The sequence below is a fragment of the Streptomyces sp. NPDC104313 genome (assembly GCF_055583985.1).
Genome location: NZ_JBVJMW010000006.1, coordinates 150,567 through 177,074 on the forward strand (window position 1 = coordinate 150,567; position 26,508 = coordinate 177,074).

A 26,508-nucleotide genomic window follows, 5' to 3' on the forward strand; every position below is an offset into this window, starting at 1 on the left:
CCTGTTCTCTTCTGTACTTCCGGTCTGTTCTTCCGGACGCCGCGCCCGTCGGTGGGGCCGGGCGGGTCGGTCAGTCCCCGACCATGATCGTGGTGAGGATCGCGGCGAGATAGCCCGGGTCGCGCACCCCGCACAGCTCACGCGCCGAGTGCATCGACAGGCCCGGCACCCCGACGTCCACCGTGGTGACGCCGAGGCGGGCCGCCGTGAGCGGGCCGATCGACGTACCGCAGGGCATCGCGTTGTTGGAGACGAACGGCTGCCAGGGGGCCCCGGCCCGCTCGGCCGCCGCCGTGAACACCGCGAGGCCGGTGGAGTCGGTGGCGTAGCGCTGGTTGACGTTCACCTTGACCGTCGGGCCGCCGCCCGGGAGCGGGCGGTGGTCGGGGTCGTGCCGCTCCGCGTAGTTGGGGTGCACCGCGTGCGCCATGTCGGCGGAGACACAGAACGCGCCCGCCAGCGCCCGCGACCAGTCCTCGTCGCTGCCGCCGCGCGCCGACACGGACCGCGAGAGGATCCGCTCCAGCATCGGGCTCTGCGCCCCCGTCTCGGAACCGCTGCCGACCTCCTCGTGGTCGAAGGCGGCCAGCACCGGCACGAAGGAGGGCTGGGTGGCCCCCGTCGCCGCGTCCACCAGCGCGGTCACCCCGGCGTGCACCGACACCTGGTTGTCCAGCCGGGCCGACACCACGAACTCCCGGTCCACGCCCAGGTATCCGGGTGGCTGGATGTCGTGCAGCATCAGGTCCCAGCCCAGCACATCCGCCGGGTCCTCCCCGGCGGCCGACGCGACCCGGCGCAGCAGCTCGCCCTCCCGCGGGTCACCCAGCGCCCAGATCGGTGCGATGTGCCGCTGCCGGTCCAGGGCCACGCCGTCGTTCACCGAACGGTCCAGGTGGATGGCCAACTGGGGTACCCGCAGCAGGGGTTCGTCGATCTGGATGAGCCGGCTGCGTGGGGCGCCGTCGGGGCCGCGCAGGGCGAGGCGGCCGGAGATGCCCAGGTCCCGGTCGAGCCAGGTGTTCAGCGGGACGCCGCCGTAGATCTCCACGCCGATCTGCCGCCACCCCGAAGTCCCGGTGTCCGGCGTGGGTTTGATCCGCAGATTCGGGGAGTCGGTGTGGGTGCCGACGATCCGGAACGGGGTGTGGGCGGGCGCGCCCTCGGGGACGTACCAGGCGATCATGGCACCGGCGCGGCTGACGAAGCAGCCGCCGGTCGCCCCCGTCCAGTCGTCCGTGCCGCGCAGTTCACGGAACCCGGCCTTCTCCAGGCGCTGGGCCGCACTGGCCACCACGTGGTACGGGGAAGGGCTGGCGGCGATGAAGGAGAGCAGGTCGTCGGTGTGGCTGCGGTGGGGGGCCGGAGTCATACGGCGTCCGCCTTTCCGGTGTTCGGCAGTGGCTGGGAGGGTGAGGATCCGCCGGGCTGGTCGGGCCCGGCGGCGGCGTCCCCGGCGGAGCCTCCGGAGCCTCGGCCCGGGGGCCCCTCCAAGGGGCGCTCCCCGAGGAGTTCCCGCACCGGCCGGTCGGGCCGGGCGCTGAACTCCGCGAGCAGGTCGGTGTACGACGAGAGAAGGTCGTGGGCGGTCGTGTGGTCCCACAGGTCGGTGGAGAATTCCAGGAACGTTCGATAACCCTTCGCGGGGTCCCGGCGCGGCGCAAGCCCGAAGCACAGCTCGCTGCGGGAAAGCGGCGGTGCCAGATCGGCCACTTCGACCCGGAGCCCGGGGATCTCGATGTCCGTGTCGACGGAGTTCTGGAACGCCAGGATGTGCGGAACCCGGTCGGGGACGCTGACAGCGCCCGCGTCCCGCATCGCCTGCATGATGCGCGCGGTGGGCAGCACGTGCGCCATGGCGCCGAGCGCGCCCGTGCCCGTACGGACAGCGAGCTCCGCGCAGGTCTCGTCAAGATTGGCTGGATCCAGTCGTACGCGGACCATCACCGCGGTGGACGTCATCGCCACGAGCGACTCCGAGGCGGCGCCCTCGCGGTTGGCGTACGGCACGCTCAGCAAGGTGTCCTCCTCTCCCGACAGCCGGGCCAGGAACACTCCGAGAGCCGCCGCCGCGACCGCGAACGGAGTGGTGCGCCGGTCGGCCGCCAGCTTCTCCACCGCCGCCCGCACCGCACCCGTCGCGACCCCGCGCACCGTGTCCCCGTGCCCGCTCAGCTTCTGCGGACGCGGCCGGTCCGTCGGTACGGGGACGGCGGACGGCACCCCGTCCAGGTAGCGGGCGCAGAACGCGGCCCGCTCCGCCTCGGCGCCGGGATCGTGGTGCTCCCGCTGCCACCGGGCGTACCCGGGCGCCTGCATCGCCGGTTCGGGCAGGCCGTGCGGGACGCCCGCGGCGGCCGCCGTGTACAGCGCGGCGATCTCCGCGAGCAGCACGGACAGCGACCAGCCGTCGGCGCAGATGTGGTGCAGGACGAACATCAGCTCCCAGCGGTCCTCCTCGACCCGCAGCAGCCGTGTCCGGGGCAGCAGGGGCCGCCCCAGATCGAAGGGGGCCGCCGCGTCCGCCCGGCACAGGGCGTCCGCCCGGGGGCGCCGCTCGCCGGCGGGCAGTCCGGTCAGGTCCTCCACCGGCAGCGCCACCGGCTCCGCCGCCAGCACCTCCTGCCACCACGGCCCGTCCGGCGCCTCCTCCTGCGCGAACCTGGTCCGCAGCCCGTCGTGCCGGGCGACCAGCTCGGACACGGCGGACCGCAGGGCCGCCGGGTCCAGCGCCCCGGTGAACGTGATGCGCGTCGGCACGTTCCAGACGGCGGGGTCGGGCATGGCGTGATGCCCGGCGACCATCCGGGCCTGCTGGTCGCTGACGTGGGCGCGGTCGACGAGGCGGGCGCGGTCGTCGAGGCGGGCGCGGTCGATCGCGGACGCGCGGTCGGCGACGGGCGCGCGGTCGGCGACGGGCGCGACGTCGGCGACGGGCGCGGCGTCCGTCTCCGGGCCGTCCGCCAGCTGCCCGGTCATGGCCCGCAGGGTGGCGTCGGCGAAGAAGTCCGCCAGTGGGTAGTCGACGCCGAGCGTGTCCCGGACCCGGTTCACCAGGCGGATCGCGGCGATCGAATTGCCGCCCAGGTCGAAGAAGTTGCTGTCGGCGGCGAAGCCGTGCCGGCCGAGGACGGACTCCCAGACCTCGCGGAGGAGCGCGGCGGTGCCGGCGGCCGTCCGCGTGCCGGACCCCGCCGTGGCGCCCGGCCCCGTCGTGTCCGCTGCGGCCGTCGAGTCCGCTCCGGCGGTGCTCCCCGTGCCCGGTCCGCCCGGGCTTTCCCCGACCGGGTCCGTCATCGCGTCCACCTGCTCGTCCAGCTCGGCGAGATACCCCTTTGCCGTCGCCGCGTCGAACAGGTCCGCGTCGTAACGCAGCCGCAACCGCAGGCTCCCGTCCTGGAGGTGGGTGGCCATCAGCGCCAGCTCCAGCGGCGCCGACTCCGTCCCGGCCGCCACGCCCTCCGCCCGCAGCCCGGGCAGGTCGATTCCGGCCAGCGTCGCCCGGTCCAGATCGACCGAAACGGTCACCAGCGGGCGCGGATTCCCCGGATCCGGATGGACGGCCGCCAGGAGCGCGTCCAGGTCCACCCCGCTGTGCTCGTCCGCCGCGAACAGCGCCCGCCCGGTGGCCCGTACGGCCTGGGGCGACGAGGTCGCGCCGGTGGCGGACAGGGGCAGCGGCAGCAGCGCCACATGGAACCCGACCGTGTCCGCCGTCGAGGGCGTCCGCCGCCCGAACGTCGTGCCCAGCAGGAACGCGTCCTGCCCCGACCGCCGCCGCAGTACCAGCTGCCAGGCCGTGCACAGCGTGGCGAACAGGGTCACGCCCTGCTGCCCGCTCCACTCCCGCAGCCGCTCCGCCCGCTCCCGGCCCACGGTCCGGGCCACCGCCCCGCCGCGCCCCGCCACCCGGCGACCGCGCGGCCGGTCCGTCGGCAGGACCAGCACCGGCGGCCGGTCGCCCAGCAGCTCGCGCCACCAGGCCAGGTCGGCCGCGTCGGCCGCGGGCTCGGGCGCCCCGACGGTCGTCCCGGCGGGGCGGTCGAAGACCGGCGGACGTCCGGCGCGGGCCGCCGTGTACAGCTCCCGGAGGTCCCCGGCGATCAGCGCGGCCGAGTGCGCGTCCGTGATGATGTGGTGGGTACCGAGGACCAGGACGTGGTCGTCCTCGGCCAGCCGGAGCAGCCGGGGCGTGAACAGCGGCCCCCCGGCCAGGTCGTAGGCCCGGCCGCTCTCCTCGGCGAGCAGCGCCCCGATCGCCCGCTCGGCGTCCTGCCCCCGGGCGTCGGTCACCGTCAACGGGACGCGGAGCCCGTTCCGCACGACCTGGACGACGCCCACCTCCTCCTCGGCCCGGAACACCGTCCGGAGCCCCGCGTGCCGCTCGACCAGTCCGTCCACCGCCGCCCGCAGCGCCGCCACGTCCAGCGGACCGCGCAGCCGTACGGCCCCCGTCTCGTTGTACGCCGCGGGGTTCTCCATCAACTGCGCGGCCAGCCACAGCCGCCGCTGCGCCGAGGTGGCGGGCGCGACGGTGTCCTCGGCCCGGACGTCCCGCCGCCGCTCCCGCCGCTGTTCCCGCTCCCGTGTCCGGCGGCGCAGCAGGTCCAGGCGCTCCAGCCCGGACCGCAGCCGCTCCCGGTCCATCCCGAAGTCGACCAGCGCGGCGATCTCGTCCACACCGGCCCCGTGCAGCGCGTCGACGAACGGGGCGACGCTCGCGGGCGTGCCGATCAGGGCCCGCTGGTCGCAGTAGCGGTCGTACGCGCGGCGGAACAGATAGTCCAGGTCCTCCTCGCTCGCCGCCGCCACGTCCTCGCGCCGGGACCCCGCGGCGGTGGCCGCCGAGCGCATCAGCAGCGAGGACCGCAGATACCGCACCATCGGCTCCAGCGCCTCGGCCCGGGCGGTGGCGTGGTCGTCGCCGAGATACGTGTGCACCAGCACCGTCACCCGTCCCGCCGCCGGGTCGAGCCCGCGATCCGCACGCGTACGCCGGTAGTGCGCGATGTTCGCCGCCAGCTCGTCCACGGTCTGGCTCATCAGGTTGGTGACGACCCCCAGGCCGCGCCGGGCCGCCTCCTCGTACGACGCCCGCTGCCCGGAGGTGGCCAGGAAGAACGGCGGCTCCTCCTGCACCGGGCGCGGCCGGATCCGGATCTCCGCCTCCGCGCCCTCGCCCGTGCGCCGCCGCACCGCCTCCCCGCGCCACAGCCGGCGCACCTCGTCGAGGTGGTCGAAGGTGATCCGCCGCCGGTCCGCGAACCGGTCCGGGTGCAGGGCGAAGTCCCGGGCGTGCCAGCCGGTGGCGCAGCCGATGCCGACCCGGCCGCCGGAGAGGTTGTCGACCACCGACCACTCCTCGGCGACCCGCACCGGATCGTGCAGCGGCAGGACGACCGAGCCCGCGTTGATCCGGATGCTCCCGGTCTCCCGGGCCACGGCGGCGGCGAGCACGGCGGGGTTCGGGAAGATCCCGCCGAAGGAGTCGAAGTGCCGCTCGGGCAGCCAGACCGAGGAGAAGCCGTGCTCGTCGGCGAAGCGCGCGGTCTCCAGGACGGTGTCGTACGCCTCCGGGACGCCGCTCCCGACGGCCTCGCCGCTCCCGTCGCTCTCGCGGGTCTGCGGATAGTCGCCGAAGAAGTAGACGCCGAAGTCGGGTGCGGGACGTCGCACTTCGGCGCGCCGCACGGCGGCCGGGCGGGCGGCCCGGGGGAAGAACCCGCCTTCGCGCAGCTCCCGCAACGAGCTCTCCACGGCCCCCGCGACCCGGTCCACGTCCTCCTCGGTGTGCGCGGTGGAGAGATAGAAGCTGCGCCACTCCCATACGTACACGCCGCGCAGTTGGAGGTGGTGGTAGAGCAACTCCAGGTCGGCGCGGTGCTTGAAGCGGAACATCGACCCGAAGTGGGCCAGCTCCACGGGGAAGTCCTCCTCGCGGAAGAAGGTGTTGAGCCGGTCCGCGAGCGCCTGGGTGCGGGCGTTCAGCCCGCTCTGGAGTCCGGGCCCCCGCTCGGTGAGGTGGGTGAGCACCGCGCGGGCCGCCGCCATCGACAGCGGGTGCTGCATGTACGTTCCACCGATGAACGTGGTCTCGCGCGAGGGGCCGCCGGGCTCCCCGTACCGCCAGAACCCGCCGTCCACACCGTCGAGCAGATCGGCCCGCCCCGCCACCGCGCCGATCGGGAAGCCTGCCCCGAGCGCCTTGCCGTACGTGGCGAGGTCCGGCACCACCCCGAAGTGCTCCTGTGCGCCGCGCGGGTGGGGGCGGAGCCCCGTCAGCATCTCGTCGAAGAGCAGCACAATGCCCCGGCGGGCGGTGAGTTCGCGCAGCGAGCGCACGAACTCCACGGGCCTGAGGCCAGGGTTGCGGCACTGCACGGGCTCGACGAGCACGGCGGCGATCGTGTCCCCGAGGGAGTCGATCGTCTCCAGGGACTCCTGGGCCCCGTACTCCAGCACGATCAGCTCCGCCACCGCGGAGTCCGGGATGCCCCGGGAGACGGGCACGGCGTGCCCGCCGGGTCCGCCCGGCCGGCCGAGGACGGAGTCGATGTGGCCGTGGTAGGAGCCCCGGAACATGACGACCTTGTCGCGCCCGGTCGCGGCGCGCGCCAGCCGGATCGCCGCCGAGTTCGCCTCCGTACCGGAGGAGGCGAACGCGACCCGCTCCAGACCGGTCAGCGAGGCGAGCAGGGCCGCGGCCTCCCCGGTGTCGGGGGACCGGGGGCCGAAACGCAGCCCGTCGCGGAGGTGGCGGCGCACGGCGTCGGTGACGGGCTCCGCCTCATGGCCCAGCAGCAGCGCGCCGAACCCCATGGTGATGTCGGTGTAGGTGTTGCCGTCCACATCGGTGAGCCGGGAGCCGTGCGCCGAGCGGGCCGCGACCGGGTAGAGCATTTCCTTGGTGGCGTCCCGGAACCCCACGACGGCGCGACTGTCGGCGAGCACCGAACGGTGCTGCTGGGCCAGCTGCTTGGAGGTTCGGGTGCGTTCGGTGAACCGCCGGATCAGGGATGCGGTGTGGGCCCGCTGTGCCGCGTCGGCCCCCGCCCCGGCCATCCCGCCCGCCGCGTCGACCACGAGACGGGGGCCGTGCGCGGCCTCCCCGGCGGCGGGCTTCGGACCCTTCGTCGAGACCTGGCCGCGGGCCTCCGCGAGCCTGGCGGTGAGCGCGCGGGACAGCTCAGCCGCTCGGGCCACAGCCTCGGCGGCGCTGTCGGCGGCGATGGCGGCGTCCGTGCCCGCCGAGTCCGCGGCCTCGGCGGATTCGGGTATCCCCGCGCTCATCGCCCGTCCGTCCCCGTGGTGCGGGCGGTCAGCAGCGCGACGGCCTCGGAGAGCTGGGTGAGCATCGTGGCCTGGGTCTCGGCCAGTTGGCGCAGCTGCTCGGAGAGGGCGGCGACCTCGGCCCGGGTGGCGTACCCGGGCCCGTCGGCGGCAGGCGCCGGCGCGGGCGGCGGCTCAGCCGCTGTCGTCGGTGCGGGAGTGCGCCGCCCGGCTATCAGTGCTGCCGTCAGCCGGGGCGTGCCCGCCTCCTCCAGGACCTCCCGCATGCTGATCTCCGTGCCGAACTCGGCCTCCAGCTGCCGCACCATCCCGATGAGCTGGAGCGAGTCCGCGCCGAGGCCGACGAAGGTGCGGTCGGCGGCGACCTCGTCGGGCCGGTGGCCGAGATGGCGCGCGGTCAGCTCCAGCACCCTGTCCAGTACGGCCTGTTCGGTCATGCGGTCCTCCGTGGTGCGTGCGGATGAGTGAGCGGCCCCGCCGGTCGGGGCGGGCAGCCCCGTGAGCGGGGTGAGCGGTACTGGGGGCGTGTACGGGGCAGGCCCCCTCCAGTGCGATCGGCGCTGGAAGGGGTACGTGGGCAGCCGGACGCGCCGGCCGCCGCAGCCGTCGAGCAGCGCCGTCCAGTCCACCCCGGCCCCGGCGCAGTGCAGCGTGGCCACCGCCCGTTCCCACTGCCGCGTCGGTACGCAGACCGCGTCCGGCAGCGACCGGCGGACCATCCCGGTCAGCACGGCGGACGGTCCCAGCTCCAGCAGCAGCGGGGATCCGGCAACGGACCGGTCGGACGGGGATCCGGCCGGCCCGTCCGGAGGCGATCCGGCCAGCCGCGCCAGGACGGCGGCGAAGTCCGCCGTGCGGCGGGCCTGGGCGAGGAGGTACGCGGCGTCCGGCCGCCACCCGGCGGGGCGGACCGTGCCGTCGATGCCGTCGATGAATTCCGTGTGCAGCGGGCGGAGTTCCGCCTTGTCGGCCAGCACCCGGAAGTCCTCCAGCGCCGGGTCGAGCAGCGCCGTGTGGAACGCCCGGTCCACCGCCAGCACCTCGTATGCCTCACCCCGCGCCACCAGGAGCGCCCGTGCCGCGTCCACCGCCTCCGGCGGGCCGCCCAGCACATGGTGCGCGGTGCCGTTGACCACGGCGAGCTCCAGCCCGGGGACGGCGTCCAGCAGCTCCCGCACCCGGGTCCGGGGGACGAACGCGGCGACCATCGCGCCCGGGGCGGATCGTTCCTGCATCAGCCGCCCGCGCCCGCACACCAGCCGCATCGCGGCCTCGGTCTCCAGCGCCCCGGCCACGCACAGCGCCGCATACGCGCCGACGCTGTGCCCGGCGACCCGGGCCGGGGTGATCCCGAGCCGTTCCCACAGCCGGGCCTGGGCGATCTGGAGGGCGAACAGGGCGGGCTGAGCGAAGGCGGTGTCCCACCGCTCGGGACCCTGTCCGCCGACGATCCGGTCCAGGAAGTCGTCCCGCCCGGTCTCCTCCGCGTACACCCGGGCGCAGACATCGAGCACCTCGGCCACGACCGGGAAGCGCGCGGCGAGTTCCGCGCCCATGCCCCGATGCCCGCCGCCCTGGCCGCTGAAGAGGAACACCGGCCGCCGCTCCCGTACGCCGTCGGCGACCCCGGTCGTGTACGCCTCACCCTCCGGGGCCCCGGACAGGAACGCGTCGAGACCGGCCACCGGGTCGGCGGACGTGACGACCAGCCGGTGCGGCAGCAGTCTCCTCCCGAGGGCGGTGGTGGTCAGCAGGTCGGCGGGGGAGGGAGGCGAACCGCCCGCCAGACGGTCCCGCAGTGCGACGGCGTACGCCCGCAGCGCTTCACCGTCGGCGGCCGAGACGGGCAGCAGGGCGGGAGAGGGCACACCGGCCTCGGCTGTCGTCGGGATCGCGGCCTCGGGCGCCTGTTCCAGGATCACATGAGCGTTCGTACCGCCCATGCCGATGGAGTGCACACCGGCTCGCCGTACCCCCGCCAGCGGCCAGGCCCTTTCCCGTAGCGGCAGCAGGAACGGGCTGTCGTCCACCGCGAGGGCCGGGTTGGGCCGGGAGAAGTTCACCAGCGGCGGGACCACCCCGTGCCGCAGCACCTCGACGGCCTTGACCAGCCCCGCGAGCCCCGCGGCGCTGTCCAGGTGGCCGATGGCCGGTTTCGTCGAGCCGAGCGCGCAGAAACCGGTCCGGTCGGTGTACGCGCGAAAGGCCTCGGTCAGGGCGGCGAACTCGATCGGGTCGCCCTTCAGCGTGCCCGTGCCGTGCGCCTCCACGTAGCCGATCGACGCCGCGTCCACGTCCGCCGCGCGCAGCGCCCCGAGCACCGCGTCCCGCTGCCCGGCGACCCCGGGGGCGGCGAACCCCCCTCTTCCCGGGCCGTCGTTGGCCGCCTTGTCCGAGCCGTCGTTGGTGACCGCCGAGCCCAGGATCACCGCGTGCACGGTGTCGCCGTCGGCCAGCGCCCGCGACAGCGGTTTGAGGAGGACGGCGGCGGCCCCGTTCCCCCCGACCGTGCCGTCCGCGTCCGCGTCGAAGGCCCGGACCGTGCCGGTGGGGGAGAGGGTGGAGCCCTTCACCGGGACCGAGCCGGTGACCCCCGGCAGATGCAGGGCCGCGGAGCCCACCAGCATCAGGTCCGCGTCCCCGGCGCGCAGCGCCCGGCAGGCCAGATGGACCGAGACCAGGGCGCTGGAACAGGCCGTGGACACGGTCAGCGCGGGGCCGGTCAGACCGAGCCGGAAGGCGGCCCGGGTGGCGGTGAAGTCGGGGTAGTTGCCGACCTGGACCTGCTTGGCGGTCATCCAGTCGCCCGAACCGGCCTCCGCCGCCAGGTTCTGGGCCAGATAGCTGTGCAGCGAGTACAGGCGGTAGCCGGAGCTGCCGTACACCCCGATCCGTACGGGGGCGCCGTCGCCGCCCTCGTAACGGTCCTCGCCGCCCGCGTAGCCCCCGTCCTCCAGGGCGTGGAAGCAGCACTCCAGGAAGAGCCGCTGTTGCGGATCGGTCAGCTCCGCCTCCCGCCCGCTCATACCGAAGAACCCGGCGTCGAAGCCGTCCACGTCCGCCAGGAGCGCGCTCGCCCCGCCGAACCCCGGTCGCTCGTACTCCGCCGCCGGGACTCCCGCCGCGGCGAACTCGGCCCGGGTGAAACGGCGTACGTGACGGGCCCCCGCCCGGATGTCGCGCCAGTACGCCCCGGGGGTGTCAGCCCCCGGAAACCTCAGCGCCGTCCCGATCACCGCGATCCGGTCGTCCCTCAACAGCTTCTTCCTTTCGCAGCCCCGTCACCCCCGCACCCTTCGCCCGCCGCCGCAGCCCCGCCACCCTCAGCAGGAACACCACGGCGACGACGATGGCGGCGCCGTGGGACCAGCCCACCACGGCCAGTGGGGAGAACCGGTCGAGGGCCGCCGCCACAAGGATCATGCCGACGCCGAAGCCGAGGTTCTCGAAAGTGGCCGAAAGACCGAAGGCGTGGCCGCGCAAGGTGGCCGGAAGTGTCTGGAGATGCGAGGTGTACGCGACCTCGGTGAGACCGTCCGCGGCCCCCGCGATCAGCGCGATCACCGCCGTCACGGCCAGCGGGAACCCGGCGAACGCCGCGATGAACGCCGCCGACATCACCACCGTGCCGTAGCCGAAACCGAGCGCCCCGACCGAGCGGCCGGTGCGCCGCGCGTACCGCTGGATCACCTGCTGGGCCCCGATGTTGCCGAGCGCCCACACGCACCAGAACGCGCTGACGAACACCGCCGGATTCGACGCGTCGAGCGAGGTGGAGTAGATCGGCAGCGCCGCGTTGTGGGACGAGGAACCGAACGCGTCGACCCCGCGCAGGGCCACCATCAGGCCCAGCCCGGGTGCGGCGGCGAGCGCGAGGAAGGCCACGGGCCGCCGGCGCCTGCCGCCCTTCGTGGACGAGGCGCCCGAGGCACCCGAGGCACCCGAGGCCTCCTTCCCCGCTCCGGAGCCCTCGGAGGCCGTGCCCTCCGCCTCCTTGGCGCCCGCTCCTTTGCCGCCCGCTCCCTTGCCGCCCGCGATCGGCAACAGGGCCACCGTCACCGCGCAGACCACGAACGTCGCCATGTCGACAAGGAAGGCGGCGGTGTACCCGACGAGCGACACCACCACGCCCGCCGAGGCGAACCCCGCCACCATGGCCAGCGAACGACCGGTGATCGAGAGGGAGTTCGCCCAGGCCCTGCGGTCCTCCCCGACCATCTCCGGGATCGAGCTGCGCAACGCCACCATGAACAGCGTCCCGCACGCCCCGATCACCACCGAGACGGCCATCAGCGCCCCGGTCAGCAGACCGTCCGGCGCCAGGACGAGCACCAGCATCACCGTGCCCTGTCCGACATTCGCCCACAGCATGATGCTTTTCGCGCTGAAACGGGCGAGCAGGCCGCCCACGACCAGACCGGCGACGAATCCGGAGGCGAGCCGCACCGCCATGAACAGCCCCATGGCCAGCGCCCGGCCCGTCGTCTCGTAGACGAAGAGATTCAGCGCCACCATATTGAGGAATGTCCCGTACGAAGACACCGCGTATCCGGCGACGAGGAAGCGAAAACGGCGATCGGAGACCGCGGTGTCCCGGGCCTTTTGGGCGCCGCTGTCCGCCTCGTCCGCCTTCGGCCCGTCCGCCCCGTCGATTCCAGATGTCACCCGGACATACTCCTCGAGCGCCGGCGCCGGACGGGGGACTCCCGATTGCACAAAGGTAATCTGCATCCTTGTGAAGGACGATCATTCCCCCTCACCGGTATGTGATTGCCGTGAATCACCCTCGGACCGGTCGATACCGGAACAACCCTGCGAGGCGGCGCTCGCGGCCTATCGCCGTGCGCTGACGGAGGGCTGCCTCCCGGCCGGCGCCGCGCCCCCCTGCCTGCGGTCCCTGCACCTGATGGTGGCCGACCAGGAATCACCCGGCTACCTCATCCCCGTACCGCCGGAGACCGCCTCGTTCGCCGCGCTCGCCCCGATCGAGAAGGCGATCGTCGAGCAGCGCCGCACCCTGCGCTCCGCCCGCGCCACCCTCGCCGCCTTCGAGGGGCTCTACATCGAGATGCACCGGCAGGAACGCCCCGCTCTCACCCGGCTCTCCGGCGCGGCCGTCATCAGCAAGGCCCTGGACGCCGGGGTCAGCGGCTGCCGCGCCGAGGTCCGCACCGCCCACCCCGGCGGCGGACGCCCCGCCCACGTCCTGGAGCAGTCGCTCCCGCGCGACCTGGGCAACCTGCGCCGCGGTATCCGGCAGCGCACCCTCTACCAGCACACCGTCCGCTCGGACCGCACCACGCTCGCCTACATCGAGCAGGTGACCGCCGAGGGCGCCGAGATCAGGACCCTGCCCGAAGTCGCGGACCGCTTCATCGTCTTCGACCGGGACCTCGCCCTCATCCCGTTCTCCGACGAGCCGCACACCGCTCTGCGGGTCCAGCACCCCTCGCTCGTCCGCTTCCTGGTCCGCCACTTCGACGAGGCGTGGTCCCGCGCGGTCCCGGTCCGCCCCGAACGCGCGCCGCTGCGCACCCCCGTCGTCACCTCCGACCTCCAGCGCGCCATCCTCCAGGCCGTCGTCAACGGCGAGACGGACGCCTCCATCGCCCGCCGGATCGGCATGAGCCGCCGTAGCGTCGCCGAGCACATGCGCAAGGTCTCCGATCAGCTGGGCAGCAACAGCCGGGCGCAGCTCGGATATCTGGTCGCGACCTCGGGCCTGCTGGACGGCTGAGAACGCGAGGGAGGGCCCGTCCGCGCGGACGGGCCCTCCCTCGTACGTCTACGGAGCGGGGGTCAGCCGAGACCCGGCCCCCGCACCGGAATGCTGGTGAACGTCGGAGCCGGGGCGGGCTCGGTGAAGAAGTCGTTGCCCTTGTCGTCGACGACGACGAACGCGGGGAAGTCCTCGACCTCGATGCGCCAGACCGCCTCCATGCCGAGCTCCTCGTACTCGACGACCTCGACCTTCTTGATGCAGTCCTGCGCGAGCCGGGCGGCCGGGCCGCCGATCGAGCCGAGGTAGAAGCCGCCGTGCGCGTCGCAGGCGTCGGTGACCTGTTTGCTGCGGTTGCCCTTGGCGAGCATCACCTTGGAGCCGCCCGCCGCCTGGAACTGCTCCACGTAGGAGTCCATCCGGCCGGCCGTCGTCGGGCCGAAGGAGCCGGAGGCGTACCCCTCGGGCGTCTTCGCCGGGCCCGCGTAGTACACCGGGTGGTCCTTCAGGTACTGCGGCATCTCCTCGCCCGCGTCCAGGCGTTCCTTGATCTTGGCGTGCGCGATGTCGCGGGCCACGACCAGCGGTCCGGTCAGCGAGAGGCGGGTCTTGACCGGGTACTTGGTCAGCTCGGCCAGCACCTCGTCCATCGGCCGGTTGAGGTCGATCTCCACGACGTCCCCGCCGGCCTCGTCGAGGTGCGCCGCGGTGGTGTCGGGGAGGAAGCGCGCCGGGTCCTTCTCCAACTCCTCCAGGAAGACGCCCTCGGCGGTGATCTTCGCGGTGGCCTGGCGGTCGGCCGAGCAGGACACGGCGATGGCGACGGGCAGCGAGGCCCCGTGCCGGGGCAGGCGCACCACGCGCACGTCGTGGCAGAAGTACTTGCCGCCGAACTGGGCGCCGATCCCGATCCGCTGCGTCAGCTCGAAGACCTTCTCCTCCAGTTCCTTGTCCCGGAAGCCGTGCCCGGTGGGGGAGCCCTCGGCGGGCAGCTCGTCCAGGTAGTGCGCGGAGGCGTACTTGGCGGTCTTCAGCGCGAACTCCGCCGACGTGCCGCCGACCACGATCGCCAGGTGGTACGGCGGGCAGGCCGCGGTCCCCAGCGAGCGGATCTTCTCCTCCAGGAACTTCATCATGGAGGCCTCGTTCAGGACGGCCTTCGTCTCCTGGTAGAGGAACGACTTGTTGGCCGAGCCGCCGCCCTTCGCCATGAAGAGGAACTTGTACGCGCCGCCGTCGGTGGCGTACAGCTCGATCTGCGCCGGGAGGTTGGAACCGGTGTTCTTCTCGTCCCACATGGTCAGCGGGGCCATCTGCGAGTAGCGCAGGTTGAGCTTGGTGTACGCGTCGTAGATCCCGTGCGACAGGGCCTCCTCGTCACCGCCCTCGGTCAGCACGTTCTGCCCGCGCTTGCCCATGACGATCGCCGTACCGGTGTCCTGGCACATCGGCAGTACGCCCGCGGCGGCGATGTTCGCGTTCTTCAGGAGGTCCAGCGCCACGAACTTGTCGTTGGAGGAGGCCTCCGGGTCGTCGACGATCCGCCGCAACTGCGCCAGGTGGGCCGGGCGCAGGTAGTGCGAGATGTCGTGCATCGCCTCGGCGGCCAGCGTCCGCAGCGCCTCCGGGTCGACCTTGAGGAACGTCCGGCCGTCGGCCTCGAAGGTGGAGACACCCTCGGCGGTCACCAGACGGTACGGCGTGGTGTCCTCCCCCAGGGGGAGCAGATCGGAGTACACAAACTCTGCCATGACGGCCATTCCTCACTCGGCGACGGCGGCTGACCTCCCTCGGGCAGCGCACCCACCAGGGTAGAGCGCCGCCCCCGGGAGGATCCTGTGAGGTAAGGCTCACCTGGACGCCGCCCCCGAAGGGCGGCGCGCGGGGCCGGGGCGCGCCGGTTCGAGGGGTAGTCGCGATCTATCGCGTTTGGGTACGCTGGGGCGGTGGACCTAGAGAAGCAGCCCCAGCAGCCCCTCGCACCGGCCGCCCCGCCGCCCGCCGCCCCCCTGGTCGGCGATGACATCCGCGCCTCCGACGCCGACCGCGACCGGATCGCGGACATCCTGCGGGAGGCGATGGCCGAGGGCCGGCTGACGGCGGACGAGCACGCGGAGCGGATCGACCTGGTCTACCGGGCCAAGACCGTCGGTGAACTCCAGCCGCTGGTCCGGGATCTGCCCTCGTCCTCCGGCTCCACGGCCCGCCCGGACTCCCAGCCGTACGCCTACGGCCCCGAGGCCCTCGGTCCCGCGGACAATCTCGTCGCGGTCTTCAGCAGCGCCACCCGTAAGGGCCGTTGGCGGGTCGGCGGCCGGACGAACGCCTTCGCGCTCTTCGGCAGTGTGGAGATCGATCTGACCGAAGCGCTTTTCGGCCAACGCCTCACCGTTATCAACGCGACGTCCATCTTCGGCAGCGTCGACGTCCGGGTGCCGGAGAACATTTCCCTGCGCGGCAACGGCACGGGTGTCTTCGGCACCTTCGAAGTGCGGACGCTCGAATCGGCGGACCCGGAAGCACCGGTCGTCGTGGTCAACGGCTATTCCGTGTTCGGAAGCGTGGAAGCCAGGCGGAAGCGGGGTAAGTTCGTCGCGGACCTCCAGGAGCGGCTGCGTAAACATCTCGGCTACTGAATACGGCGCGGCGGGCGACCTCCGGTAATCGGCCAGAAAGCCGCGGGGGCGCATTGTGGTGCGCCGCGTGCTGGTGCCACTCAGTGCATAGGCGTACGCACAGCGGGTAGGGAGTGCTGCATCGACTCTCGCTCGCGAAGCCGTAGCCGTCGTCAGGAGTAGACCGTGCTGCAACCGCCGCATCAGCCTCTGCAGGTCGCCGCCGTTCCGGCCCAGCGGACCCCCGCCCGGGAGGACGACGCGGGCCCCTGGCATTCCGAGGCGGCCTGCCGCCGCGACGAGGCCGGCCTGTTCTTCGCCCCGTCGAAGGAGCCGACCGCTGCCCGGCTGGCCCGCGAGGAGGCCGCCAAGCGGGTCTGCGCCCGGTGTCCGGTCATGGTGGAGTGCCAGGAGCACGCGCTGATGCAGCCCGAGCCGTACGGGGTGTGGGGCGGGCTCACCGCCGCGGAGCGCCGGGTGGCGCTGGCCCGGCGGAGACGGCGGGACATCGAGCTCGCGGCCGCCGCGACGACGGCCGAGCACATAGCCGCGGCGGGCTGAACCCGCCCGTGTGTACGGGGCCCGTGTGTACGGGGCCCGTGTGTACCGGATCTACGGTGTACGGGGCCCGCGCGTACGGGGGGAGGGGGTGCGGGGAGCGATGGCCCGCTCCCCGCACCCCCTCCTCATCGCCGTTCGTCGGCTACTTCGCGCGGTCGAAGTCGATGGCGCTGTAGGCGCGCAGCTTCGACAGCCGGTGGGTCGAGGAGATCGTCCGGATCGTGCCGGACTTGGAACGCATCACGATCGACTCGGTGCTCGCCTCCTCCGCGCGGTACCGCACACCGCGCATCAGCTCACCGTCGGTGATCCCCGTCGCCACGAAGAACACGTTGTCACCGCTGACCAGGTCGTCGGTCGACAGCACCCGGTCCAGATCGTGGCCGGCGTCCAGCGCCCGCTGCCGCTCCGCCTCGTCCTTGGGCCAGAGCTTGCCTTGGATGACGCCGCCGAGGCACTTTATGGCGCACGCCGAGATGATGCCCTCGGGCGTCCCGCCGATGCCCATCAGCAGGTCGACGCCGGTGCCCTCGCGGGCCGCCATGATCGAGCCCGCGACGTCGCCGTCGGAGATGAACTTGATCCGCGCGCCGGTCTCCCGGATCTCCTTGACGATGCCCTCGTGCCGGGGCCGGTCGAGGATGACGACGGTGACGTCCTCGGGCATGGAGTTCTTCGCCCGGGCCACACGCCGGATGTTGACCGACACGGGCGCGTTGATGTCGACGAAGTCCGCCGCCTCGGGCCCCGTCACCAACTTGTCCATGTAGAAGACCGCCGACGGGTCGAACATCGCGCCGCGGTCGGCCGCCGCCAGCACGGCGATGGCGTTCGGCATGCCCTTGGCGTTGAGCGTGGTGCCGTCGATCGGGTCGACCGCGATGTCGACCTCGGCACCGGTGCCGTCGCCGACCCGTTCGCCGTTGAACAGCATGGGGGCTTCGTCCTTCTCGCCCTCGCCGATCACGACGACGCCGTTCATCGAGACGGTCGAGACGAGGGTCCGCATGGCCTTCACGGCGGCGCCGTCGGCGCCGATCTTGTCGCCGCGGCCCACCCAGCGCCCGGCGGCCATGGCGGCGGCCTCGGTGACCCGGACCAACTCCAGGGCCAGGTTGCGGTCGGGGGCCTCCGGGGAGACCTCCAGTTGGGACGGCAGATGATGCTCGGACATCGGAGCGCACCTTTCTGTACGGCGACGACCGGATATGAGGGTGCTGCGACTCTATCGGTAGGTCGATAAAATGAGCAGGCCGGGTCACGCATGAGCGCCCCCGGCGCCGCGGCCGTGAACGGTACCCTGCGGCCGGGCGTGTCGGGTCGCGTGCCACCATGGATCCCGTGGCAAGCAAGCGAGGCAAGCAGACAGTCCGGGACATGCTCCTGTCGACCTTGGTGATCGCCGCCTGCGCGGGCGTCATCTACCTCTTCATTCCGAAGGACGAGCACGCCGATCCGCTCAAGGCCGTCGACTTCACCGTGGAGCTGGCGACGGTGCGGACCGCCGCCCCCTACCCGGTGGCCGCGCCCGAGGGTCTGCCGAAGGAGTGGAAGGCGACCTCCGTCAGCTATGACGGCGTCGCGAGCGACGCCTGGCACCTGGGCTTCCTCGACGCGGACCGCAGGTACGTTGCGGTCGAGCAGTCCACCGCCGCGGCGGGTACGTACGTCCCCGAGGTCAGCCGGAAGGCCAAGGACACCGGGCGCACCGAGACGGTGGCCGGCCGGGAGTGGCAGTACTGGGAAGGTGCGAAGTACAACGCCCTCGTCCTGCCCGGGAAAGGCCACACCACGGTGGTGACCGGCTCGGCGCCGAAGGAGAGCCTGATCGAGATGGCCGCCGCACTGAAGACGACGCCGCCCGCCGCGCCGGCTGTCTGACGCGCGGCCCGCTCCGAACCGCTTACGGGAAGGGGCCCCGGAACACCAGCAGGTGTTCCGGGGCCCCTTCCCGTAGGGCGGCCGGGCTCGGCCGCCAAGGGCTCCGAAGTGCCGGGGACTCAGACGGTCGTGACGACCTCGTCGAAGGAGAGGCGCGGGCTGCGCGTGAACCAGGCGTCCTCGCCCGGCCTGCCGATGTTGACGACCATCAGCGGGGTGTGGTCGTCGTCCAGGAACTCCTTCTGGATGCCCGCGGCGTCGTAGCCGGTCATCGGGCCGGCGGCCAGGCCGGCGGCGCGGACGCCGATGATGAAGTAGGCGGCCTGCAGCGCGGCGTTGAGGCCGGCGGCCGACTCGCGGGCCGGGCGCTCCGAGAAGAACATGTCCTTGGCCTGCGGGAAGTGCGGGAGCAGTGCCGGGAGCTCCTGGTGGAACTCGTTATCGGCGGCCAGGATCGCGACCAGCGGGGCCGTGGAGGTCTTCGGGCGGTTGCCCTCGGCCATGTGCCGCACCAGGCGCTCGCGTCCCTCGGTGGAGCGGACCAGGACGACCCGCAGCGGCGACTGGTTGAAGGCGGTCGGTCCGAACTTGACCAGGTCGTAGATCGCCTGGACCTGCTCGTCGGTCACCGGCTCGTCGGTGAAGGTGTTGGCGGTACGGGCCTCACGGAAGAGGAGGTCCTGGGCGGCGGGGTCGAGAACGAGGGACATCTGGTGCAAGCCTTCCGAACGTACGCGGTGGGGAGAAGACCCGAACGTATGCCAGAGATAGGTTAACTTTCAACTAAAATTGTCTGGGAGTGATCCATTGCACAGTGCATCTGTCTTGGGTGAAGATCCCCGGGCCCGCGAACACCGAAGGCCGCCTCCGGGGTGATCCTGCCGCCCGCCGCCCGCCGCAGGATCACCGCAGGCCACCCGTGGGCGCTCGCTCACCCCTGGCCGTCGTCCTCCCGCGGGCCGGCCAGGGCCGCGTCCAGCCTGGCGCGGGCGCCCTCCAGCCAGCGCCGGCAGACCTTCGCCAGCTCCTCGCCCCGCTCCCACAGGGCCAGCGACTCCTCCAGCGTCGAGCCGCCCGCCTCCAGTCGGCGTACGACCTCGATCAGCTCGTCCCGCGCCTGCTCGTACCCGAGCGTGCTCGTGGCGGCAGCCACCGTCGTCCCGTCATCGTCCGTCATGTGATCCACCCTAAGCGTGAGCTGTTACGACCATGCGTGAGCTGTTACGACCATGTGGGCGCTGCCGCCCTGCGACCCGGCCGCCCCGTTCCCCGGTTCCGGTGGGCGCGGCTGCCGGGCCCGTCCCGCTCCCCGGTCTCACCCGTCCACCCGCACCGTGAACTCGCCCTCCGACACCCGCGCACGCAGCGGTTCACCGGGCGCCCCGGCCTCGTCGGGGGAGCGGACCACATGCCCGTCGGGCCGCTGGAGCACCGCGTAGCCCCGCTCCAGGGTCGCGGCCGGCGACAGTGAGACGACCCGGGCGAGCGTGTGCGACAACTCCGAATCGGCCCGGTCCAGCAGATGGCCCAGCACCCGCCGACTGCGCCCGAGAAGCGCGCCCACCTCGGCCTCGCGCTCGTCCACCAGACGCTGGGGCCGCTCCATGGAGGGGCGGCCCAACGCGTGCGCGAGCCCCCGCTCCTCGCGGTCCAGCAGCCCCCGGGCGCTCCGCAGCGCCCGGTCCCGCAACTGCCGCACCCGCTCCAGCTCCTCGCCCACGTCGGGGACGACCTTCTTGGCCGCGTCCGTGGGCGTGGAGGCACGCAGATCGGCGACCAGATCCAGCAGCGGTGCGTCGGGCTCGTGGCCGATCGCGGAGACCACCGGCGTACGACAGGCGGCCACGGTCCGGATCAGCTGCTCGTCGGAGAACGGCAGCAGATCCTCGACGCTGCCGCCGCCCCGCGCCACCACGATCACGTCGACCTCCTCCAGCGCGTCCAGCTCCTCGACCGCCTGCACCACCTGGGCGACCGCGTTCACCCCCTGCACGGCGGTGTTGCGGACCTCGAAGCGCACGGCGGGCCAGCGGCGACGGGCGTTCTCCAGCACATCGCGCTCGGCGGCGGAAGCGCGCCCGCAGACCAGCCCGACCAGCTGCGGCAGGAACGGCAGCGGCTTCTTGCGGTCCGGGGCGAAGAGCCCCTCGGCGGCGAGCGACTTCTTCAACTGCTCAAGCCGCACGAGCAGCTCCCCGATGCCGACCGGCCGTATGTCCGTCGCCCGCAGCGACAGCTGCCCCCGGGGCGCGTACCACTCGGGCTTGGCCAGCACGACGACGCGCGCGCCCTCCGTCACCACATCGGCGATCCGGTCGAAGACCTGCCGGAAACAGGTCACACTCACCGAGATGTCGTGGGACGGGTCGCGCAACGTCAGGAAGACGACCCCGGCGCCCGGGCGCCGCGACAGCTGGGTGATCTGCCCCTCCACCCAGATGGCGCCGAGCCGGTCGATCCAACCGCCGATGAGCCGGGACACCTCACCGACGGGCAGCGGCGCTTCCACGGACGTGTTGAGAGCCATACGGGCGAGGGTAGCGGCAGCCACCGACAGGGCCCCCGCCCCGCGCGGAGGACCGCCGCCGCGCACCGCGCGAAGTCCTCAGGGAACCCGGGTCTCCCGCGCCCCGCCACCCGGGCCCCCGATGCCACCCCGACGGCCCGTCCCCTGCACGGCCAGCACCACGAGCCCCACCCCGAGCCAGCAGACCCCCACCACCTGGGAGGTCGTCGTCGCCTCCACGATGACCGCGACCAGCACCCCCGCACCGATCACCGGAACGAGCAGGTGCCGCCACCACACCGGGGGCCCCTCCATCCGGCGTACGGCGAACCAGCCGACCACCGACGCGTGCAGCAGGATGAACGCCGTCAGCGCGCCGATGTCCACCACGGAGACCAGATGGTCCAGGCCGTCGTCGCGCCGGGCCGCCCACACGGCGGCCACCAGCGTCACGATCGCCGAGCACAGGATCGCCACCCGCGGCACGCCCGACGACGCGTCGACCTTCGCGAGGAACGGCGGCAGCCGCCGCTCCCGGGCCATCGCGAAGACGAGCCGCCCGGCGGCGGCCTGCCCCGCCAGCGCGGCGAACGCGGCGCCGATCGCCTTGCTGACCGCCACCAGATCGTGCAGCCACGTCCCCACCGAGGCATCCACCGCGTCGTAGAACGCCGACCCCTGCGCCGCCGGGTCCGCCGCCAGCTCCGCCGAGCTCACCGGCTCCAGCAGCGCCGCGAGATACGACTGCGCCACGAACAGGACACCGGCCAGCACCAGACAGAACAGCACCGCCCGCGCCACCTTCTGCGAGCCGCCCGTCACCTCCTCGGCGAACGAGGCGATGGCGTCGAAGCCCAGATAGGAGAGCACGGCGATCGATACGGCCCCCAGCACCGCCGTCATGGAGAACCCGGAGTCCCCCGTCAGCGGCGTCAGCCAGCCGCGCTGCGCCCCGTCCCGTACGAGGACGACCACGGCCGAGACCACGAAGACCAGCAGCACCACGATCTCCATGGCCAGCACCGCGAAGCCGACCCGGGCGGCCGCCCGTACGCCCCACAGGTTGAGCAGGGTGGTCACGAGGACCGCGATCGCGGTCCACACCCACTGCGAGACCTCCGGGACCAGCGCGTTCATCGCGATCCCGGAGAAGAGGTAGGCGACGGCCGGGATCAGCAGGTAGTCGAGCATGGCCATCCACCCGGCGATGAAGCCCAGCCCTTCCCCGAGCCCCTTGCGGGCATACGTGAAGACCGAACCGGCGAAGGGGGCGACCCGCACCATCTGGGCGTAACTGAAGGCGGTGAACCCCATCACCACGGTGGCCACCACATAGACGAGCGCGACCGCGCCGCCGGACTTCGCGTCCAGGGCGCCGAACACCCCGACGGGGGCCATCGGGGCGATGAAGAGGAGCCCGTAGACGACCAGGTCCCGGAATCCCAGTGTCCGCCGCAGCCGGTCCGGTCCCGTACCGCTCTCCTTACTACTGCCCGAACCACTCCCCGTACCGCTGCCCGAACCGCTCTCCGGCACCGACGCCATCGCCCCTCCATCACCATCCGTCATTGGTCACGAACGCACCGCGACCAGTCTCCCGACCCGGCCGTCCTCGCGCCTGTTCGCCACGGCCTTACGATGGGACGCATGACTGCAACTCCTGCCCGCCGTGTCCTGCTCGCCGCACCCCGTGGCTACTGCGCGGGCGTGGACCGTGCCGTGATCGCCGTCGAGAAGGCCCTGGAGCAGTACGGGGCCCCGATCTACGTCCGCCACGAAATCGTGCACAACAAGTACGTCGTGCAGACCCTGGAGAAGAAGGGTGCGATCTTCGTGGACGTCACCGCGGAGGTGCCCGAGGGCTCCATCGTGATGTTCTCCGCGCACGGAGTCGCGCCCACCGTCCACGCGGAGGCCGCCGAGCGCAAGCTCGCCACCATCGACGCGACCTGCCCGCTGGTCACCAAGGTCCACAAGGAAGCCGTCCGGTACGCCAAGGAGGACTACGACATCCTCCTGATCGGCCATGAGGGGCATGAGGAGGTCATCGGCACCTCCGGCGAGGCCCCCGACCACATCACGCTGGTCGACGGCCCCGAGGACGTCGCGAACGTCAAGGTCCGCGACGAGTCGAAGGTCGTCTGGCTCTCCCAGACCACCCTGTCCGTCGACGAGACGATGGAAACGGTCGACGCCATCAAGGCGAAGTTCCCCAACCTCCTCTCGCCGCCCAGCGACGACATCTGCTACGCCACGCAGAACCGCCAGATCGCGGTGAAGAAGCTCGCCGAGGACGCCGAACTGGTCATCGTGGTCGGCTCCAAGAACTCCTCGAACTCCATCCGTATGGTCGAGGTCGCCCTGGACGCCGGAGCTCCCGCCGCCCACCTCGTCGACTTCGCCGACGAGATCGACGAGGCCTGGCTGAACGGCGTGACCACGGTCGGCCTGACCTCCGGTGCCTCCGTCCCCGACGTCCTCGTCGACGGTGTCCTGGAATGGCTCCAGGAGCGCGGTTACGCGGACGTGGAGACGGTGAAGACGGCCGACGAGTCGATCACGTTCTCCCTCCCCAAGGAGCTGCGGCGCGACCTGCGCGCCGAAGCCGCCGCCCTTTCCGCCGAGTAGCCGCGCAAGGGGCCCGGCCTGCCCGTACCGTGGGTTCCATGGAGATCTTCGGCGTGGACATCGGCGGATCCGGGATCAAGGGCGCTCCCGTGGATCTGGACCGCGGAGACCTGGCGCGGGAGCGCCACAAAGTGCTGACACCGCACCCGGCCACGCCCGACGGCGTGGCCGACGGCGTGGCCGAGGTCGTAGGTCATTTCCACTGGACGGGCCCCGTCGGCATCACCTTCCCCGGGGTCGTCACGGACGGCATCACGCGCACCGCGGCCAATGTCGACAAGGGCTGGATCGACACGGACGCCCGCACGCTCCTGGGCGAGCGGATCGGTCAGCCCGTCACCATCCTGAACGACGCGGACGCGGCCGGGGTCGCCGAGATGACCTTCGGCGCGGGCAAGGGCCGCGCGGGCACGGTCATCATGCTGACCTTCGGCACGGGCATCGGCAGCGCGGTCTTCACCGACGGCCGGCTCGTCCCCAACACCGAGTTGGGCCACCTGGAACTGCACGGCCACGACGCGGAGAGGCACGCCTCCACGAAGGCCAAGGAGGACGAGGACCTCAGCTGGCAGCACTGGGCGCACCGGGTCCAGAAATACCTGCTGCACGTGGAGATGCTGTTCTCGCCCGAGCTGTTCATCATCGGCGGCGGCGTGAGCCGCAAGGCGGAGAAGTTCCTGCCGCTGATCGAGAAGGTCCGGGCCGAGATGGTCCCTGCCCAGCTTCAGAACAACGCGGGCATCGTGGGAGCGGCGATGGCGGCGGCGGGCCGGGCACACGAGAAGGGCTGAACGGGACGGACGGCATCACAGGCACCGGCACCGCAGTGACACCGGCGACGGACTGAGAGCCGCTCAGGGCCGCTGAGAACGACGGGCCACCGAGCCCGCCCCGCCCGCCCCGGCCCGCACGGGCTTCGCGGCCGCGGCGGCGGCCCGGGGCGCCCGTTCGGGGGCGGCGCCGCGCCCCTGGCCCCCCTGAGCCAGTACATACCGCCGCCGGGCCCGCATCTGGCGCACCTTGCGTACGGAGGCGATGAGGCCCGCGATCAGCGTCCCGCCGTACAGCCAGCCGGCGTTCACGGCGAGGGCGGTGACGAGGCCCATGACCTGCCCGCCGAAGCCCTCGGACCCCCCGGAGACCGGAAAGACCCCGACGGCGAAGGCGATCGGCACGCTGATCGGCGCCGTGACCAGGTCGGCGGGCCGGACCCAGAGGGCGGTCAGAGCGCTGACGGGCAGGAAGAGCAGCCCGTAGACGATCTCCGAGCTGTCGAACAGCAGCCGGTCGACGCAGGCGAGCACGAACATGGTGAGGGCGGCGAACAGCCCGGCCCCGATCCCGGTGAGCCGGGGGTTGGGCAACCGCCGCAACGCGAGAACCACGGGCGGCACGCTGCGCACCCGTACCCGGTACACGGCGGAACTCTCACCGGCGCGACCACCCGGCGCGGGCGGGGCGGGCGCGGTCTGCGGGGGCTGCCTGCGCTGCGGGGGACGTGTCCTGTGCTGCTCCACCTGCACAACGTAGGTCGCGGGGGGCGGGGAATCAGGCGTTGGACACGCGCTTTGGCCGACCTTGGCGTTGCGTTCGATGTCACACGGCCGAAAGGCGCACTGTTCGGACCGGCGGGAGGGGCCCGGGCCATCCGCACGGTTCGAACCGGGGAGGGGCCCGAGGTACCGCACTGTTCGGACCGACGGGAGGGGCCGGGCGGCAGCGCGGTCCCGACCAAGGGGAGGGGCCCGTGAAACCGCACTGTCCGGGCCCGCGGGGCAGCCCCGTAAACTGGAGAATCGGTCCTACTCCGGGACTCGGCTGACCCGGCCCGACAGCCGAGCCGGACCCGGACGCCCCTGACCCCCTCCTCACTCCAGGAAGTCGCCAAAGTGTCGCTCACGATCGGAATCGTCGGTCTGCCGAATGTCGGCAAGTCGACCCTGTTCAACGCCCTGACCAAGAACGACGTGCTGGCGGCCAACTACCCGTTCGCCACGATCGAGCCGAACGTCGGCGTGGTCGGCGTCCCGGACCCGCGCCTGAACAAGCTCGCGGAGATCTTCAACTCCCAGAAGCTCCTGCCGGCCACGGTCGACTTCGTCGACATCGCCGGCATCGTCCGGGGCGCTTCGGAGGGTGAGGGCCTGGGCAACAAGTTCCTCGCGAACATCCGTGAGTCCGACGCGATCTGCCAGGTCATCCGGGCCTTCAAGGACGAGAACGTCGTCCACGTCGACGGCAAGGTCTCGCCGAAGGACGACATCGAGACGATCAACACCGAGCTGATCCTCGCCGACCTCCAGTCCGTCGAGAAGGCCGTCCCGCGCCTGACGAAGGAATCCCGCCTCCAGAAGGAGAAGGTCGCGGTCCTCGCCGCGGTCGAGGAGGCCCTGAAGATCCTGGAGTCCGGCCAGACGCTGTTCGCCGCGGGCATCACGGCGGCCACCGAGAAGGGCCGGCTCCTCCACGAGCTGCACCTGCTCACCGTCAAGCCGTTCCTGTACGTCTTCAACGTCGACGAGGACGAGCTGGTCGACGAGGACTTCAAGAACGAGCAGCGCGCCCTGGTCGCCCCCGCCGAGGCGATCTTCCTGAACGCCAAGATCGAGTCCGAGCTGATCGAGCTCGACGACGACGAGGCCCTCGAACTGCTCCAGTCCATGGGCCAGGAAGAGCCCGGCCTCGCCACCCTCGGCCGCGTCGGCTTCGAGACCCTGGGCCTCCAGACCTACCTCACGGCAGGCCCGAAGGAGGCCCGCGCGTGGACCATCAAGAAGGGCGCCACGGCCCCGGAGGCGGCCGGTGTGATCCACACCGACTTCCAGAAGGGCTTCATCAAGGCGGAGATCATCTCCTTCGGTGACCTGGTGGAGACCGGCTCGGTCGCCGAGGCCCGCGCCAAGGGCAAGGCCCGTATGGAGGGCAAGGACTACGTCATGCAGGACGGGGACGTGGTGGAGTTCCGCTTCAACGTGTAGCGGGTGACATGGCACGGCGGCACTGATCTGGCAAACATGCAGGTCAGAAGGGGTCCACCTCTCTCGGGGTGGGCCCCTGGTTTTTCCCGTGCTGACTTGGTGCTGACCTGGGAGCACCTCCGGACATCCCTCTACGTCCGTCCGGTGCTGACATGGTGCTGACTTCGAGCGCCCCTCGGTGGCCTCCAAAGCTTCGGACAGGGCGGTCACGGAGCGCTGCTCCACGGGGCACTTCGAGTGGTACAGCCGATCCTCGGCGGAGACCGGGCCGTAGACGAGGGCGACGAAGAGACCCTGGCGGCTGTGTCCCCAGGCGCGAAGGTCGTGGAT

18 protein-coding genes are annotated in these 26,508 nt (G+C 72.3%); 7 read left to right on the forward strand and 11 right to left on the reverse strand.

Going from position 1 to position 26,508, the window contains the following annotated elements; translation table 11 throughout:
* Window positions 1-70: 70 nt before the first annotated feature.
* Genes ACZ60Q_RS16340 through ACZ60Q_RS16355 form a run of 4 tightly spaced genes read right to left on the reverse strand, consistent with a single transcriptional unit; the run spans window position 71 to window position 11,943 of the window.
* The gene (locus ACZ60Q_RS16340) at window positions 71-1,372 is read right to left on the reverse strand and encodes a M18 family aminopeptidase (RefSeq protein WP_469634204.1); all 1,302 of its coding nucleotides are present in this window, start codon (window positions 1,370-1,372) and stop codon (window positions 71-73) included.
* Window positions 1,369-7,290, reverse strand: coding sequence for a MupA/Atu3671 family FMN-dependent luciferase-like monooxygenase (locus tag ACZ60Q_RS16345; RefSeq protein WP_469634207.1), 5,922 nt, complete (start codon window positions 7,288-7,290; stop codon window positions 1,369-1,371). Before ACZ60Q_RS16345 ends, ACZ60Q_RS16340 begins: the two co-directional genes overlap by 4 nt.
* Window positions 7,287-10,547 (reverse strand): type I polyketide synthase, encoded by a 3,261-nt coding sequence (locus tag ACZ60Q_RS16350; RefSeq protein WP_469634210.1) that lies wholly within the window; start codon window positions 10,545-10,547, stop codon window positions 7,287-7,289. The genes ACZ60Q_RS16345 and ACZ60Q_RS16350 overlap by 4 nt, the downstream gene beginning before the upstream one ends.
* Window positions 10,492-11,943 (reverse strand): MFS transporter, encoded by a 1,452-nt coding sequence (locus ACZ60Q_RS16355; RefSeq protein ID WP_469634974.1) that lies wholly within the window; start codon window positions 11,941-11,943, stop codon window positions 10,492-10,494. Before ACZ60Q_RS16355 ends, ACZ60Q_RS16350 begins: the two co-directional genes overlap by 56 nt.
* A gap of 82 nt (window positions 11,944-12,025) precedes the next feature.
* On the opposite strand from ACZ60Q_RS16355, the gene ACZ60Q_RS16360 reads away from it, so the two are divergent.
* A complete protein-coding gene (locus ACZ60Q_RS16360) occupies window positions 12,026-13,027 on the forward strand; it encodes a LuxR C-terminal-related transcriptional regulator (protein WP_469634212.1) in 1,002 nt (333 codons plus the stop codon).
* A 62-nt stretch (window positions 13,028-13,089) separates the two neighbouring features.
* On the opposite strand, the gene ACZ60Q_RS16365 is transcribed toward ACZ60Q_RS16360, so the two are convergent.
* A complete protein-coding gene (locus ACZ60Q_RS16365) occupies window positions 13,090-14,760 on the reverse strand; it encodes a fumarate hydratase (RefSeq protein WP_469634215.1) in 1,671 nt (556 codons plus the stop codon).
* 195 nt (window positions 14,761-14,955) lie between these two features.
* Here ACZ60Q_RS16365 and ACZ60Q_RS16370 point away from each other — a divergent pair, with 195 nt between their 5' ends.
* Window positions 14,956-15,645, forward strand: a complete 690-nt coding sequence (locus tag ACZ60Q_RS16370; protein WP_469634218.1) for a DUF1707 SHOCT-like domain-containing protein — start codon at window positions 14,956-14,958, stop codon at window positions 15,643-15,645.
* 165 nt (window positions 15,646-15,810) lie between these two features.
* Window positions 15,811-16,185 carry a WhiB family transcriptional regulator gene (locus tag ACZ60Q_RS16375; RefSeq protein ID WP_469634220.1) on the forward strand — a complete coding sequence of 125 codons (375 nt, stop codon included), beginning with the start codon at window positions 15,811-15,813 and terminating at the stop codon, window positions 16,183-16,185.
* Window positions 16,186-16,327: 142 nt separating this feature from the next.
* Here the strand turns inward: ACZ60Q_RS16375 and glpX are convergent, their stop codons facing one another.
* The gene (gene glpX / locus ACZ60Q_RS16380; protein ID WP_469634224.1) at window positions 16,328-17,359 is read right to left on the reverse strand and encodes a class II fructose-bisphosphatase; all 1,032 of its coding nucleotides are present in this window, start codon (window positions 17,357-17,359) and stop codon (window positions 16,328-16,330) included.
* A 158-nt stretch (window positions 17,360-17,517) separates the two neighbouring features.
* Between glpX and ACZ60Q_RS16385 the strand changes: the two genes are divergently transcribed.
* A complete protein-coding gene (locus ACZ60Q_RS16385; RefSeq protein ID WP_469634226.1) occupies window positions 17,518-18,066 on the forward strand; it encodes a DUF4245 domain-containing protein in 549 nt (182 codons plus the stop codon).
* Window positions 18,067-18,185: 119 nt separating this feature from the next.
* Here the strand turns inward: ACZ60Q_RS16385 and ACZ60Q_RS16390 are convergent, their stop codons facing one another.
* The 4 genes from ACZ60Q_RS16390 to ACZ60Q_RS16405 form a co-directional block, all read right to left on the reverse strand.
* Window positions 18,186-18,776: a malonic semialdehyde reductase gene (locus ACZ60Q_RS16390; RefSeq protein WP_469634228.1), complete on the reverse strand. Its 591-nt coding sequence runs from the start codon at window positions 18,774-18,776 to the stop codon at window positions 18,186-18,188.
* A gap of 221 nt (window positions 18,777-18,997) precedes the next feature.
* Window positions 18,998-19,243 carry an exodeoxyribonuclease VII small subunit gene (locus tag ACZ60Q_RS16395; protein WP_469634231.1) on the reverse strand — a complete coding sequence of 82 codons (246 nt, stop codon included), beginning with the start codon at window positions 19,241-19,243 and terminating at the stop codon, window positions 18,998-19,000.
* Window positions 19,244-19,381: 138 nt separating this feature from the next.
* Window positions 19,382-20,593, reverse strand: coding sequence for an exodeoxyribonuclease VII large subunit (xseA, locus tag ACZ60Q_RS16400; protein WP_469634234.1), 1,212 nt, complete (start codon window positions 20,591-20,593; stop codon window positions 19,382-19,384).
* 78 nt (window positions 20,594-20,671) lie between these two features.
* A complete protein-coding gene (locus tag ACZ60Q_RS16405; protein ID WP_469634237.1) occupies window positions 20,672-22,117 on the reverse strand; it encodes an APC family permease in 1,446 nt (481 codons plus the stop codon).
* A gap of 93 nt (window positions 22,118-22,210) precedes the next feature.
* Here ACZ60Q_RS16405 and ACZ60Q_RS16410 point away from each other — a divergent pair, with 93 nt between their 5' ends.
* Complete coding sequence (locus tag ACZ60Q_RS16410; RefSeq protein WP_469634240.1) at window positions 22,211-23,200, forward strand: 4-hydroxy-3-methylbut-2-enyl diphosphate reductase; 990 nt, start codon at window positions 22,211-22,213, stop codon at window positions 23,198-23,200.
* Window positions 23,201-23,238: 38 nt separating this feature from the next.
* Window positions 23,239-23,991, forward strand: a complete 753-nt coding sequence (gene ppgK, locus ACZ60Q_RS16415; protein ID WP_469634242.1) for a polyphosphate--glucose phosphotransferase — start codon at window positions 23,239-23,241, stop codon at window positions 23,989-23,991.
* A 63-nt stretch (window positions 23,992-24,054) separates the two neighbouring features.
* On the opposite strand, the gene ACZ60Q_RS16420 is transcribed toward ppgK, so the two are convergent.
* Window positions 24,055-24,618, reverse strand: coding sequence for a DUF6542 domain-containing protein (locus ACZ60Q_RS16420; RefSeq protein WP_469634977.1), 564 nt, complete (start codon window positions 24,616-24,618; stop codon window positions 24,055-24,057).
* A gap of 471 nt (window positions 24,619-25,089) precedes the next feature.
* On the opposite strand from ACZ60Q_RS16420, the gene ychF reads away from it, so the two are divergent.
* On the forward strand, window positions 25,090-26,178 hold the full coding sequence (ychF, locus tag ACZ60Q_RS16425; RefSeq protein WP_469634245.1) for a redox-regulated ATPase YchF: 1,089 nt from the start codon (window positions 25,090-25,092) through the stop codon (window positions 26,176-26,178).
* Window positions 26,179-26,508: the final 330 nt, after the last annotated feature.

Coding starts and splice junctions, on each gene's coding strand:
- glpX (WP_469634224.1), bottom strand. CDS start 17,359: ATGTCCGAGCATCATCTGCCGTCCCAACTGGAGGTCTCCCCGGAGGCC.
- ppgK (WP_469634242.1), top strand. CDS start 23,239: ATGGAGATCTTCGGCGTGGACATCGGCGGATCCGGGATCAAGGGCGCT.
- ACZ60Q_RS16405 (WP_469634237.1), bottom strand. CDS start 22,117: ATGGCGTCGGTGCCGGAGAGCGGTTCGGGCAGCGGTACGGGGAGTGGT.
- ACZ60Q_RS16395 (WP_469634231.1), bottom strand. CDS start 19,243: ATGACGGACGATGACGGGACGACGGTGGCTGCCGCCACGAGCACGCTC.
- ACZ60Q_RS16390 (WP_469634228.1), bottom strand. CDS start 18,776: ATGTCCCTCGTTCTCGACCCCGCCGCCCAGGACCTCCTCTTCCGTGAG.
- ACZ60Q_RS16365 (WP_469634215.1), bottom strand. CDS start 14,760: ATGGCAGAGTTTGTGTACTCCGATCTGCTCCCCCTGGGGGAGGACACC.
- ACZ60Q_RS16345 (WP_469634207.1), bottom strand. CDS start 7,290: ATGAGCGCGGGGATACCCGAATCCGCCGAGGCCGCGGACTCGGCGGGC.
- ACZ60Q_RS16410 (WP_469634240.1), top strand. CDS start 22,211: ATGGGACGCATGACTGCAACTCCTGCCCGCCGTGTCCTGCTCGCCGCA.
- xseA (WP_469634234.1), bottom strand. CDS start 20,593: ATGGCTCTCAACACGTCCGTGGAAGCGCCGCTGCCCGTCGGTGAGGTG.
- ACZ60Q_RS16385 (WP_469634226.1), top strand. CDS start 17,518: ATGGATCCCGTGGCAAGCAAGCGAGGCAAGCAGACAGTCCGGGACATG.
- ACZ60Q_RS16340 (WP_469634204.1), bottom strand. CDS start 1,372: ATGACTCCGGCCCCCCACCGCAGCCACACCGACGACCTGCTCTCCTTC.